General features: G+C 66.0%; 13 protein-coding genes. 2 read left to right on the top strand and 11 right to left on the bottom strand.

What is annotated here, in order from left to right:
* Window positions 1-71: 71 nt before the first annotated feature.
* A complete protein-coding gene (locus LDO14_RS00755) occupies window positions 72-1334 on the top strand; it encodes an ROK family protein (protein ID WP_223993301.1) in 1263 nt (420 codons plus the stop codon).
* Window positions 1335-1364: 30 nt separating this feature from the next.
* Here LDO14_RS00755 and LDO14_RS00750 read toward each other — a convergent pair whose 3' ends face one another.
* Window positions 1365-1781, bottom strand: coding sequence for a hypothetical protein (locus LDO14_RS00750; protein ID WP_223993298.1), 417 nt, complete (start codon window positions 1779-1781; stop codon window positions 1365-1367).
* 68 nt (window positions 1782-1849) lie between these two features.
* Between LDO14_RS00750 and LDO14_RS00745 the strand changes: the two genes are divergently transcribed.
* A complete protein-coding gene (locus LDO14_RS00745; RefSeq protein WP_223993296.1) occupies window positions 1850-2842 on the top strand; it encodes a sugar phosphate isomerase/epimerase in 993 nt (330 codons plus the stop codon).
* An 83-nt stretch (window positions 2843-2925) separates the two neighbouring features.
* Here LDO14_RS00745 and LDO14_RS00740 read toward each other — a convergent pair whose 3' ends face one another.
* The 10 genes from LDO14_RS00740 to LDO14_RS00695 form a co-directional block, all read right to left on the bottom strand.
* A complete protein-coding gene (locus tag LDO14_RS00740) occupies window positions 2926-3930 on the bottom strand; it encodes a sugar phosphate isomerase/epimerase family protein (RefSeq protein ID WP_223993294.1) in 1005 nt (334 codons plus the stop codon).
* 14 nt (window positions 3931-3944) lie between these two features.
* Window positions 3945-5132, bottom strand: coding sequence for a Gfo/Idh/MocA family oxidoreductase (locus LDO14_RS00735; protein WP_223993288.1), 1188 nt, complete (start codon window positions 5130-5132; stop codon window positions 3945-3947).
* Entirely contained in the window at window positions 5129-5527 is a 399-nt protein-coding gene (locus LDO14_RS00730; protein ID WP_223993287.1) for a DUF6379 domain-containing protein, read from the bottom strand. The genes LDO14_RS00735 and LDO14_RS00730 overlap by 4 nt, the downstream gene beginning before the upstream one ends.
* 8 nt (window positions 5528-5535) lie before the next feature.
* Window positions 5536-6306, bottom strand: a complete 771-nt coding sequence (locus tag LDO14_RS00725; RefSeq protein WP_223993286.1) for a nuclear transport factor 2 family protein — start codon at window positions 6304-6306, stop codon at window positions 5536-5538.
* A 10-nt stretch (window positions 6307-6316) separates the two neighbouring features.
* Window positions 6317-7342 carry a TIM barrel protein gene (locus LDO14_RS00720; RefSeq protein WP_223993284.1) on the bottom strand — a complete coding sequence of 342 codons (1026 nt, stop codon included), beginning with the start codon at window positions 7340-7342 and terminating at the stop codon, window positions 6317-6319.
* Between the two features lie 19 nt (window positions 7343-7361).
* Window positions 7362-8465 carry a sugar phosphate isomerase/epimerase gene (locus LDO14_RS00715; RefSeq protein ID WP_223993283.1) on the bottom strand — a complete coding sequence of 368 codons (1104 nt, stop codon included), beginning with the start codon at window positions 8463-8465 and terminating at the stop codon, window positions 7362-7364.
* Window positions 8462-8857: a DUF6379 domain-containing protein gene (locus LDO14_RS00710; RefSeq protein ID WP_223993282.1), complete on the bottom strand. Its 396-nt coding sequence runs from the start codon at window positions 8855-8857 to the stop codon at window positions 8462-8464. The genes LDO14_RS00715 and LDO14_RS00710 overlap by 4 nt, the downstream gene beginning before the upstream one ends.
* Window positions 8858-8924: 67 nt before the next feature.
* Window positions 8925-10487 (bottom strand): GMC oxidoreductase, encoded by a 1563-nt coding sequence (locus LDO14_RS00705; protein ID WP_223993281.1) that lies wholly within the window; start codon window positions 10485-10487, stop codon window positions 8925-8927.
* Window positions 10484-11260, bottom strand: coding sequence for a TIM barrel protein (locus LDO14_RS00700; protein ID WP_223993280.1), 777 nt, complete (start codon window positions 11258-11260; stop codon window positions 10484-10486). The genes LDO14_RS00705 and LDO14_RS00700 overlap by 4 nt, the downstream gene beginning before the upstream one ends.
* Window positions 11261-11379: 119 nt before the next feature.
* Window positions 11380-12216, bottom strand: a complete 837-nt coding sequence (locus tag LDO14_RS00695; RefSeq protein ID WP_223993279.1) for a carbohydrate ABC transporter permease — start codon at window positions 12214-12216, stop codon at window positions 11380-11382.
* Window positions 12217-12219: the final 3 nt, after the last annotated feature.

The raw sequence follows: 12219 nt of genomic DNA, 5'->3' as shown, positions 1-12219 counted from the left end.
GTTTGGGATGTTGCAGCCATAGTTCCCACAAACAGCGCGTTAGTGAGCCTCCCTGTGTGAGAATTGTTGCCATGACGACAGACTCCACCCTCCGCTTTGGAGCCCAGACGGATGAAGTGACCAGCCTCCTCCGGATCGTGAACCTGGTCCGGACAGGCGAGGCGACCACGCGGCCCGAGATCGGCAAGGTCACAGGGTTGGGCAGGGGCGTCGTCAGCCAGCGCGTGGACCAGGCCATCCAGATCGGCTTCCTGGGCGATGGAGAGTTTGGAGCGTCGTCCGGCGGACGCGCTCCACGCACCCTCCGTTTCCGCGCGGAACAGGGGCGGATCGTGATCTGCGCCCTCGGGGCAGCACATATCCGGGTGGGCATAGCCGCGCTGGACGGGGACATCCAGGACCACGCGCACCGCCCATGGGACATCGCCCAGGGGCCGGAGAAAACAATCACCGCCGTCATGTCACTGGTCGACGATGTGCTGAAGAAGCACCCCGCAGTGCCCGTGTGGGCCGTGGTAGTGGGGCTTCCCGGCCCCGTCGACTTCGCAACAGGACAACCCGTGGCCCCGCCCATCATGCCGGGGTGGAACGGTTTCGACGTCCGCACCCCCTTCGAGGAGCGCTTCAATGCACCGGTGTGGGTGGACAACGACTCCAACCTGCTTGCCCTGGGTGAGCGCGCCCGGCGGCGCGACTCCCTGACGGACCTCATCTACTGCAAGATCGGGTCCGGAGTGGGGGCCGGCCTGCTGTCCAAGGGCCGGATCCACCGTGGTGCAAACGGGGCGGCCGGCGATATCGGCCACGTCCGGGTTGCCGACTCCGACGCCCAGTGCCGGTGCGGCAAGGTGGGCTGCCTGGAGGCGGTGGCCGGCGGCTGGGCCCTGGTCCGGGACGCCGAGCAGGCCATCAAGGAGGGAGTCCAAACCTCCCTCGCCGGACGGACAAAGAAGGCCCCGCTGACCCTGGAGGACATCACCCTCGCTGCGCAGGGCGGGGATTCCCTTGCCATCTCACTCATCCAGAAGTCGGCGCGCGTGGCGGGTGAAACCATTTCCGCGCTGGTCAACATGTTCAATCCGGGCGTCATCGTCATTGGCGGCGCCATCGCCTCGGCAGGCGAAGTGTTCCTGGCCGAGGTGCGGCGGCGCGTCTACGAACTCTCCCTGCCCCTGGCTACCCGGGACCTCACCATTACCCTGTCGGTGAATGATGAGCGGGAGCCCCTTCGTGGCGGCGCCGAACTGGCCCGCGAGCAGCTGTTTGAGATCACGTTCCCCCGTTGGTTCGCGGAAGGCAGGCCGTCTCCGGAGCGGGTGGCGGTACCCGCCTAGGCTCCTTTTCGGAACCGGCCTGGGTGCAGGTCAGGCCACGTCGCGCGAGGTACCTGGCTCCGCCGTCCGGCCAGCGTCCAGCCGCGACTCCACGTGGAACGGCAGGACCAGCGGCGAGCCGGGACGTGCCTGCAGATATGGCACCATCAGCTCGAAATCGACGGCGACTGCGTGCGTCCCGGCCGGGAGTTCCCGCGGGGCGGCAAGGACGAGCCGGTCCTGGATGAACCACCACCCGGCCTCCGCCTGAAGGGCGTCCGCCGGGACCCGCCGGGCGCCCAGCACCACCGCCAGCTCAGGGGGTGCCACCGCAACGCCGGCCACCGCCAGCCGGAGACCGGCCACGCTGGCCAGGGGCATGGAACGGATCCAGGGCAGGCCCAGGCGCAGTTCGAATCCTTCCGGGGTGGCAGTCAGCGCATCATGCCGCAGGGCCATTTCCAACATAGTCGATATCCTTTATCCTGAATTAGGCATAAGTTTGCAGGTAAAAAGCATAACCGGGAGGGCTTGCTGTGGAAACGGTATTTCCGGAGGGCTGGACTCTGTGTGCCAGCACATTTAACTGGGCGCCGGACATTGTCGCGGCCCGCCGAAGGGCCCCTGACATCGTGGCCGGAATCGCCGACTCCACCGTAAAGACAATCGAGCTCGAACCCGGGCTGGTGTGGCGGTCGTTCCCGGATCCAAGCGACGGCGAGGTGGATGAGCTCCGGGAGAGCCTGGTGGCCCGGGGCGGACGCGTCAGTATCGTTGGCGTGAGCCTGGATGACTTCGTTACCCGTACCCAGCGCCGTTCCGCGCAGGAGCGCCTGGACTTCCTGGTCCCCCAGCTCCGCGCGGCGCACCGGGTGGGAGCGGGCGGCGTCCGGCTCCCCATCGGGCAGGCGGGCCCGGAGCTCCTTGCGATGGTGCGGCCGCTGCTGCACGAACTCGATCTGGTCCTGTACGAGGAAATCCAGGGCCAGCAGGTTCCGGACCATCCCGCCGTGGCACCGGCCCTGGAGGCGATTGCGCGGCTTGACGACGACCGGGTGCGGGTCCTCGTTGACATCAGCATGCTGATGCCCACCCTTCCCGTCACCTACCTTGAGGAACTAAGGCGGGGAGGCATCTCCCCGGACCTCATCCGCCGCCTGGAAGACGAATGGCGGGACCCCGCCACGCTCGACGCCGTTACCGCCCTGCTCCGTTCGGGCGACGTGCCTCCGCAGATCCACACCCTCTTCATGAACCTGCTCATCCGCTTTGGCCGCAGCGGCGCCGCCGACCTGGCGGGCATCCTGCCGCGCGTGGGTGCCTTCCACCTGAAGTTCTGGGATTTGGACGACGACGGCGGCCGGGTTTCCCAGCCGTTGCGGGACCTTGGTTGCCTGCTTGGCCGCAGCGGCTTCAGCGGCACGCTGACCAGCGAATGGGGCGGCCACGAATGGCTGACGAACGACCCCACGGAGATGACGCGGAAGCACCTGGCGCTGGCGGAAACGGCACTGGCCCCTTTCGGCTGAGCCTGCGCGGCGCTTGGTTCCACCAGCAGGGAAACGGCCGGCCCCGGGATCTTCCAGGGCCGGCCGTTCCATTGCCGGCGTCGCTATTTAGTGCTGAAGGCTGCGTCGAAGGCCGCCGCCGAGGGCTGGTACCCGGAGAGCCGGCGCACGAACGCCAGGGCCTCCGGCGCACCGTCCAGGCGGTCCATGCCGGCGTCCTCCCATTCCACCGACAGCGGTCCCCGGTAGCCGATCGAGTTCAGCATCCGGAAGGCGTCCTCCCAGGGCACATCACCGTGGCCGGTGGAGATGAAGTCCCATCCACGGCGGGGGTCGGCCCACGGCAGGTGGGATGACAGCCGGCCGTTGCGGCCATTGGCCAGCCGCTTCTTCGTGTCCTTGCAGTGCACGTGGTAGATCCGGTCCTTGAAATCCCAGAGGAATCCCACCGGATCGATGTCCTGCCACACCATGTGGCTGGGGTCCCAGTTCAGCCCGAAGGCCTCCCGGTGCCCGATCGCCTCCAGGGCCCGCTGGGTGGTCCAGTAGTCGTAGGCGATCTCGGACGGGTGCACCTCGTGGGCGAACCGGACACCCACCTCGTCAAAGACGTCAAGGATGGGGTTCCACCGGTCCGCAAAGTCCTGGTAACCGGCGTCCACCATCTTTTCGGAGGCGGGCGGGAACATGGCCACGTACTTCCAGATCGATGATCCGGTAAAGCCTGTCACGGTCTTGACGCCCAGCTTCGCGGCAAGGCGTGCAGTGTTCTTCATTTCCTCGGCGGCACGGCGGCGGACGCCCTCGGGGTCGCCGTCACCCCAGACGACGTCCGGCAGGATTCCCCGGTGCCGTTCGTCGATGGGGTCGTCACAGACGGCCTGGCCCTTGAGGTGGTTGGAGATGGTCCACACCTTCAGGTTGTTCCGTTGCAGGATGTCCAGCCTGCCCTGCACGTAGGCCTCGTCATCCCAGCGCCACGGGTCCAGGTGGTCTCCCCAGCAGGCAATTTCCAGCCCGTCGTAGCCCCATTCGCCGGCGAGCCGGGCCACTTCCTCGAAGGGGAGGTCGGCCCACTGGCCGGTGAAGAGGGTGATTGGTCGTGCCATGTAGTTTCCCTTTCCTAGCCGGCCTGGACGGGGACACGGGCGGCCACGCGCGTCCAGGCGGAGTCATTGTCGGAACTGCGCTCGACGGCGTCGAGCACGCGCTGCACCCCGAGCCCGTCGTCGAAGGTCGGCTGCGGGTCAATGCCGCTGGAGATGGCCTCCACGAGGTCCTTGACCTGGTGCGAGAAGCCGTGCTCGTAGCCAAGCATGTGGCCGGCCGGCCACCAGGCCGAAACGTAGGGATGGTCCGGCTCGGTGACCAGGATCTTCCGGAAGCCCTGCCTGTCCGCCGGTACTGTCCGGTCGTAGAACTGGACGCTGTTGAGGTCTTCCAGGTCGAAGGCCAGGGCACCCTTGTCTCCCGAAATTTCGATCTGCAGCGCGTTCTTCCGCCCGGTGGCGAAACGCGAGGCCTCAAACGATGCCAGTGCGCCCGATGCGAACCGGCCGGTGAAGATGGCGATGTCGTCCACAGTCACCTGGCCGTAGCCGGCCGTGGCCGTGCCGGACAGCCCGGACCCGGAGTCCAGGAGCGGCCGCTCCTTCACGATGGTGTCGATGACGCCGGACACCTTGTCGATGTTTTGTCCGGTCACGAACTGCGCCAGGTCGATGGCGTGGGCACCGATGTCGCCGAGTGCGCCGGAGCCGGCATGTTCCTTCTGGAGGCGCCACGCCAACGGCATGTCCGGGTCAACCAGCCAGTCCTGCCGGTAGGAGGCGCGCACCTGGTTGACCTTGCCTACGGCACCTTCGGCAATGAGATTGCGCAGGAGCATGACGGCGGGGACCCGGCGGTAGGTGAAGCCCACCATGGCCCGTACGCCACGGGCTGCCGCCTTTTCAGCCGCCTCCGCCATGGCTTCTGCTTCCGCCACCGTGTTGGCCAGCGGCTTTTCGCACAGCACGTGTTTGCCCGCTTCGAGCGCCGCAATGGCGATTTCCGCGTGCGAGTCGCCGGGCGTGACGATGTCCACGACGTCGATATCGTTACGCGCCACCACCTCGCGCCAGTCCGTGGCTGACTCAGCCCATCCCCATTTCCCGGCGGCGGCAGCAACGGCGTCGGCGTTCCTGCCCACCACGACGGCCATGTCCGGTTCGGCCGGCAGGTCGAAGAAGCGGGGCGCGGTGCGCCAGCCCTGGGAGTGCGCTGCACCCATGAAGCCATAGCCGATCATGGCCACGCGCAGGCGTGTCATGCCAGCACTACTTTCCGTTCGACGGCGACGCGGTTGCCCACGTAGTGCATGGGGGCGATCTGCATGTACAGGAGGCGGAGGGTCAGGATGACTTCGACGTCGATTTCCTCGCCGGCGTCGGGGACACGGTCCAGCGGGATGATGATGTCCGGCTTGTCGGCCACGAACCACAGGGTTTCCCACTGCTCCGGGAGTTCCGCGATGGAGTACGACTGGCCCTGCAGTTCGAAGCGGAGTGATTCTTTGGGGATTTCTTTCCCGTTGACGGTGGCCGCGACGTCGTCAACGGCGGACAGCCAGAGGCTGCGGTACCAGGGCAGCTGGACGGAAACGGAAATGCCCTCGGGGTGCCGGCGGACGTCAGCGTCCTGGAAAAGGGAGTTGTGGGTTGCCATGATGGTCCTTACTCGAAGGTGTCGACGAATGTCTGGTGGGGTAGCGGCGGCTGCGGTTCCAGCGTCTGCCGGGCCGACGGATTGTAGGGGTGGTATTGGCTGGGGACCGGCTGGTCCGCGGGCGGCATGAAGACGGGCTTTCCGTCGTCACCGAAGTACATGAGGTCCAGGGCGAAGGCGTGCTGGTTCTTCTCCGCGAAGCTGATCCAGTTTTCCTCGAAGGGTGCCCGGAGCAACTCGTAGCAGCGGAACTTCCAGATCTTCCATTCGCCGTCCTGACGCAGGAAGTCCACCGCATATTTGCACCAGACCCAGTGGGCCCAGACTTTCTTGCCCTGGACTTCGCCCGGCGAGTACATGTAATCGGGGCTCTCCTTGGCCACGTCCGGGTCGGTCAGGCCGGACTCGTTGCCGGTCATGATCCAGACGCCCTTGGCGGTCTTGCCGTCGGCCGCCACTTCGATGACCGGAGTGGTGGTGTAGTGCAGGATGAGCTTGCCTTCAGGGCGGGGGCGGCCCTGGTGATAGCGGATCACGCTGTCGTAGTCGGTGTACTGGCCGGCGTTGGTGTAGCGGGCCCGGATGCCCGGCGTTCCCGGCTTGACCCAGAGCGGGATGATCTGCTCATCCTCGAACGCATTATGGAGGTACATGTAGCGGTTGAACAGGTTCTCGATGTCGCCCCGGTCGTTGGCGCGGCGCGCCAGCCGGAGCGCTTCGCCAAGCTCGGAGCGAAGCCGTTCCACCTCGGCAGTGAGGTCGGTGTCGGTCGCAGGCATTGATTTCTCCTTAGGCGGGAACCACTGATTCCTCGATGGCCTGGCGCATAAGGGCATGCTGCTTCTTGACCAGGTCGATTGGATCCGATTCGCCAAGGTCGGCGAAGGCGTGGCCTTCCCATTCGCTGGAGAGGAAGCCCTGGTAGCCGCCCTTGACGAACTGCCGGACAATCCTCGGAATATCCATGGCGGGCTCGTTGCCGTTCCCGTCGATGTCATAGAACTTGGCATGGACGTGGAACATCTGCGGCATGATGTCCAACCATTCCTCCGGTGGAACCAGGCCGTGCATGTTGAAGGCCAGCCGGGTGAACGGACCCAGCTGCGCCGGGTCGAAGTTGTTCTCCCGCAGGTAGTCCTCAAACTCCTGGTTGCGTTCCTGCATGGGCAGCGGCTTGCGCCAGATGTCCTGCATGACGGCAAAGTGTTCCTGCGGCAGGCCCATCTGGGTCAGCGTGCGGAACAGGGTGGGCGAGAGGCTGTGCATGGTGGAGCTGAAGTCCGCGGTGAAGCCCAACCGGTCACTGCCGAGCTCCTCATACATCTCGCGGATCTGCAGGATCTTCGGATCGTTGGGGCCCTGGGGGGCGTGGATCTCGTAGCCCAGCTTCTGGTCATACTTTTCGGCCAGCGGAAGCAGCCGGCGCAGCAGTTCCTTGCCGGCGGACCGGATGACGATTTTGTTGAAGCCCAGCGTGTTGGCGGTCTTGAGCTGCCGTGCGAAGAAGTCGAACTCTTCGTCCGGCGTCATGTCACGGTCCTTGCGGCGGCCCATGTCCAGGTTGGTGCCCACGGCGCTGGGGGTCAGTCCGTAGCGGTCCATGCTGTCGCGCCAGAGCTTCACGAAGTCGTTGTCGACGTCGGGGTAGGTGCGCAGCATCTGCGCGATGTTGAACTCGACGCCCGGGCCGAGGCCTTCGTCGGCCACGGCCTTAATCAATGTCTCCGGCGTATAGTGCCCGGCGGCGAATTCGGAGGTGAGTGAGTAGAGGGTGATGCCAAGCTCGATGCCGGAGCCGGCGATGCCTTCAGTCATGTTTGTGTTCCCTTCAGTGTCAGCCGCGGACGGGCTGGGCGAGGTGGCTGTTGAGGATGCGGCGGGCTTCTGCGGGGTCGGTGATCATGGCCGAGCCCGCGTTGGCGGCTGCGGACCGCTGGACGGCCTGCTCGCCGCGGATGATGTCGAACGGGTCCTGCCAGTTGTTCCAGTGCCAGCCTTCGTATTCGCTGGAGATGGCCCCGGAGTAGCCGTTCTCCACGAGCTGGCGGACCAGGTCCCGGACCGGCACGGAGGGTTCCTCGCCGTTCTCGTCGATGCCGAAGAACTTGCCGTGGACGTGGCGGACCCAGGGCATGATTTCCAGCCAGGTGTCCAGCGGTGCGGGGCCGAAGAGGCCGGTGCCGTTGATGGCGAAGTCGATGCCGAGGTCCGGCCTGCCGTTGCGGGCAGCAAGCCCGATGAAGGCGCCGAAGCGTTCACCGTGAACCTTCTGGGTGTTGGGCGGGCCCTCGGCGTAGAAGCCGTTCCACAGCTCCACAACCTGCCAGAGCAGGTCTTCCGAGGCGCCGCGGCGGCGGTAGGCCTCCAGCAATGACGGCGCAAAACCGGTCACGGTGGCACCCCAGTCGGCAGTGAACCCGAGCAGTGGGGAATCGAGCTTTTCGTAGCGGTCACGGAGCGCGAGCACCCGTTCGTGGGCGCCGTGCTGGTCGGCATGGACTTCCAGGGCCAGCGTGACGCCGTACTGTTCGGCGACGGGCAGCAGGCTCTCCATGGCGTCCGGGGTCAGCGAGATCTGGACCCGGGCGATCGGGAAGCCCAGCCTGGAAGCCACTTCGATCTGCTTGCGCATGTACTCAACCAGCTCGCCATGGTTCATCAGCCGATCGCGCCGGATGCCGGTGTCCACGTTGACGGCCAGGGAGGTGGGAACCAGGTCCGCCTCTGCCACCAGGTCCCGGAACTGGCCCACAAAGTTGTCATCGATGCGGTCGGGGAAGCCGCGAAGGCTGGAAAAGCCAATGACCTCCAGTCCCGGACCGAATCCTTCGGCCGCGACCCGGCGGATGAGGCCGTCGAGGTCGTACTGCCGGCCGTGGAAGGCGCGGGTAAAGCTGTAGAGGGTGACGCCCTGGATGGGCGTGCCAAGGCTGGTCATCGCTGTGCCACCTTCATGGTCTTGGTGTCGTGCTCTTCGATGTGCAGCACGCCGTGGTCGGTGATGATGTATGGGATATAAAGCTTCAGGTCCACGCGGACTTCGTGCTCAGCCTCGCCCTCCGCCACGGGAAGGTCCCCGGACAGGACGGCGGAGTCCAGCGGGAACCACCATTCGCCGGTTTCCTCCACGAGTTCCTCAAAGCTGAAGGTGCGGTTGTTCATGGTCCACTTCAGCGAACCTTCGGCGGCGGCCACGCCGTCCACCGTCAGGGCTGCCCCTGCAATGCAGGAACCCGGAAGGGCGCGGTACCACGGGATCCGGACTTCGACGGCGGTGCGGCCGCCCTGCGTGGTGAGTGTTCCCTGCTCGATTATGCGGTCGGCGATCATCGAGACCTCCTTGTCTGCGGCATGCCTAGCCTGCACTTGCTGTGAAGGGCCACACCGGGCCTCTTCTTCATTGTTTTGACAGTCTATTGTCTGATTCTGACATAAGTAAAGCGCTGTTGATATCGGCAGCGATTTTCCTGGCCCCACGCACGGCGAGCGCCACCGCCGTCAGCGTGGGATTGCACGCCGTGGCGGTGGGGATGACGCCGTTGCCAGCCACGAAGAGGCCGGGGACCTGCCACACCTGGCTGTCCGGGGAACAGACGCTCTCGCCGTCGTCGGTCCTTCCCATCCGCGTGGTGCCCTGGTAGTGCAGCGACGATCCCGGCGGAAGGACGAACGGGCGCTCGTCGAGCGGCTCGCCCACCGCCTTGCCCAGCCGCACTATCTCCCTGCCGGCACGGTCCAGCACCTCGTGGTCCCGCTCCGTGAGGCGGTAGTGGATGCGCATGGCGGGCATTCCGTAGGAGTCGCGGGCGCCGTCGTCGAACGCCACCCGGTCCTCACGCTGCAGGTCCTTGGCGCAGAACAGCCCCAGCCCAACGATTGAGCCCGGAACAACAGGGTCGTCGTCCGCCAGCGGGACGGGGGATGCATCCAGCTGCATGATCTGCCCGTGGAAGGGCATCTCATCGGTGTAAGGAACCCACGCCACCCCGGCCTGCTCGCTGAGCGCGCCGGCGGCCGCCGGGTGCGTGCCGCCCGCGGAGACGTCGCGCAGCCTGCTGGCGAACACCACCTGAGCCTGGTCGTTGAGGTACCGGCCCAGGGCATCGGGCCGGATGCCGGAAGCCCACAGCAGCTGGGGCGTGCGCAGTGCATCGGCGCCCACCACCACGTAGCGGGCGGCCACGCGGGAGATGGTTCCGTTGCGGCGGTCCCGGACTTCGACGCCGGCTGCCGCGCCATCCTCCACCAGGACCTTCGTCACCAGGGATTCGTCGAACAGTTGGAACAACGGGTTTTCCCGGGTCACGTCGCCCATGACGACGTCGGACCCCGACCAGGCGAGCCGGCCGTCCTCCCGCCGGTGGACGGCGAGCGGCATGGGCTGGACCCGGTAGGCGGGGGCCCGGCCGCTGTCCACCGCGGCGGCGAGGCGTTCCCGTACGAGGTCGGAGAACGGTGCGCCGTCAAAGGCGGAGCTGGTCACACCCAGGAGGCGGTCCGCGTCGTCAAGAAGCTGTTCCAGGTCCGGAAGGAACGCAATCCGCTCATTGCCGCCGGGCCGTGGACAGGCGGCCGTCCAGTGCGCGGCCATTCCGCCCACGTTGCTGGACATGGCTGCTACGGGCATGCCGTCTTCGCCGGGGAAGGAGTAGCCGTCCTGGAGCAGGTAGGTGCCCGGCCTGGCCCTTCGCTGCCCGCTCTTGACCGCTCCGGGGGAATTTACCGTCTCAGCTCCCGCACCGGGCCCTTCCGAGGCACGCTGCGCAAGGGTCCGCCGTTCCGGATCCTCAATGTTCTTGACGTGGGCGCCGGGTGGATTGCTGACCGTGGGGCCCACCTCGAACATGGCGATGGTGGCGCCCGGTGCTTCCTCGCTGAGGATCCGGGCGTAGGCCGAAGCCGTGGGACCGCTGCCGACGATGGCGACGTCCACGGAGCCGGGGTAGCGGCTGCCGCTCACCGTTCCGCCGCCAGTTCCTGGATCCGCCGCACGGATTTCGCAGAGTCGATCGTCGGGTAGTACTCAAGCCCGATGGGGCCGGCGTAGCCGCTGTTGCGCAGGTCCGCGAGCCGCGAGGGCCAGTCGATGGAACCGGAGCCGGGCTCACCGCGCCCCGGGGCGTCGGCGATCTGAACGTACTTGATGAGGTCGCCGGCGTTGGCCAGCTCGGCCACGGCGTCCTCGCCCTCGACAGTGGAGTGGTAGAGGTCGTAAAGGACACCAAAACCGGGCGAGTTGACTCCCCTGGCCACGTAGACTGCCTCCGAGGTCCGGTCCAGGAGTGCCCCGGGGTGGTCCACCCTGATGTTCACCGGCTCAAGGACAAGGGTGATGCCGGAACCTTCGATATGGGCCACGCCCTTGGTGAAGATCTCGATCAGTTCATCCAGCTGGTCCTGGCGCTTGCGCCCGCCGAAACCGGTGCCGCTGCCAACCACGATCCGCGGGCAGCCGAGCTGTCGGGCCACCTCGACTCCGGCGTCCAGGCCTGTGTAGAAGGGGGCGTGGTCCTTGGGCGGGATCATGAACTGCATCCGGGGCTCGGCCAGCTGTGCGGTGAGCTGGACCCCGGTTTCCTCAAGTGCTGCCTTGAGGGCCGGGATGTCCTTGCCCGTGGGGCCCCACATCTCCACCGCGTCGAAGCCGGCCGCGGCGGCGGCGCGGACTCGGTCGGCGGCGCTTTCTCCAGCTTCGGTGAACAGCAGGTCGATATTGGGTGCAAGTTGAAACATGGGTGTCTCCTGAAGTCGGATGGGTTGTTTAAGGAGGTGAGGTTGTTCTTCCCCGGGTGCCGTTTTTGGGCGCGGTGGACCAGGGCAGGCGCCTGGGGGCGCATGGTCGTGGGTGGCGCTTAGCCCTTGAGGCCGCCGGAGAAACCTTGGATGAAGCGCTTCTGGGCGAACAGGAACAGGGCCAGGATGGGGATCATGGACACGATCACGATGGCGAAGATCGAATTCCACTGGGAGACCAGGGACCCGATGTAGTAGTACATGGCCACCGGCAGTGTCTGGTTGGCGGAGCCGCCCAGGAAGATCAGCGATGTGAAGAAGTCATTCCACACGATCAGCCCGGCAAAGATGGTGACCGTTCCCGTGGCCGGAGCCATCATGGGGAACACCACCCGGGCGAAGATCTGGGACTTGCTGGCGCCGTCAATCGTTGCCGCTTCCTCATAATCCGTGCCGAGGCCGCGGAAGAAGTTTGAATACAGGAAGATCGACAGCGGCAGCAGCATGCCGGTGTACAGGACGATCAGGCCCCAGGCAGAGCCGGTGAGGCCGAGGGCGCGGGCACCCATATACAGAGGCACAGCGCCGAGTTGGCCCGGAAGGATGATGGCGATCAGGAACAGGTAGTAAGCTCCTTTGCTCCAGCGCCTGGTGCTGCGCGAGATGACGTAGCCGGTGATGGAGCCGAGGGCAACGAGCCCCAGGATGCTGCCGGCGGTGATGATGGTGCTGTTAACCAGGCCCATCACCACGTTGGAATTTCCCTTTGCGGACAGCACCGCAATGAAGTTGCTGAAATCGGGGTTGACGGGCGGAGCCAGCGCCGAGGTAGTAAACAGTTCGCCGTTTGGCTTCAGTGCCGTGGTCACCAGGAAGTAGAACGGGGCGAGAAAAACCAGGGCCAGGGCCCAGAGCCCGATTTCCCGTAGCAGGGTCAGTTTGGTGTAGCGGAACATGCG

The organism is Arthrobacter sp. NicSoilB11, from assembly GCF_019977375.1.
Classification (GTDB): domain Bacteria; phylum Actinomycetota; class Actinomycetes; order Actinomycetales; family Micrococcaceae; genus Arthrobacter.
This window is presented reverse-complemented; position numbering and strand designations above follow the sequence as displayed.

What these genes read in the sequence shown, in the direction of transcription:
- LDO14_RS00755 (WP_223993301.1), top strand. Translation starts at nt 72, where the DNA reads ATGACGACAGACTCCACCCTCCGCTTTGGAGCCCAGACGGATGAAGTG.
- LDO14_RS00735 (WP_223993288.1), bottom strand. Translation starts at nt 5,132, where the DNA reads ATGACACGCCTGCGCGTGGCCATGATCGGCTATGGCTTCATGGGTGCA.
- LDO14_RS00740 (WP_223993294.1), bottom strand. Translation starts at nt 3,930, where the DNA reads ATGGCACGACCAATCACCCTCTTCACCGGCCAGTGGGCCGACCTCCCC.
- LDO14_RS00725 (WP_223993286.1), bottom strand. Translation starts at nt 6,306, where the DNA reads ATGCCTGCGACCGACACCGACCTCACTGCCGAGGTGGAACGGCTTCGC.
- LDO14_RS00720 (WP_223993284.1), bottom strand. Translation starts at nt 7,342, where the DNA reads ATGACTGAAGGCATCGCCGGCTCCGGCATCGAGCTTGGCATCACCCTC.
- LDO14_RS00730 (WP_223993287.1), bottom strand. Translation starts at nt 5,527, where the DNA reads ATGGCAACCCACAACTCCCTTTTCCAGGACGCTGACGTCCGCCGGCAC.
- LDO14_RS00695 (WP_223993279.1), bottom strand. Translation starts at nt 12,216, where the DNA reads ATGTTCCGCTACACCAAACTGACCCTGCTACGGGAAATCGGGCTCTGG.
- LDO14_RS00715 (WP_223993283.1), bottom strand. Translation starts at nt 8,465, where the DNA reads ATGACCAGCCTTGGCACGCCCATCCAGGGCGTCACCCTCTACAGCTTT.
- LDO14_RS00750 (WP_223993298.1), bottom strand. Translation starts at nt 1,781, where the DNA reads ATGTTGGAAATGGCCCTGCGGCATGATGCGCTGACTGCCACCCCGGAA.
- LDO14_RS00710 (WP_223993282.1), bottom strand. Translation starts at nt 8,857, where the DNA reads ATGATCGCCGACCGCATAATCGAGCAGGGAACACTCACCACGCAGGGC.
- LDO14_RS00700 (WP_223993280.1), bottom strand. Translation starts at nt 11,260, where the DNA reads ATGTTTCAACTTGCACCCAATATCGACCTGCTGTTCACCGAAGCTGGA.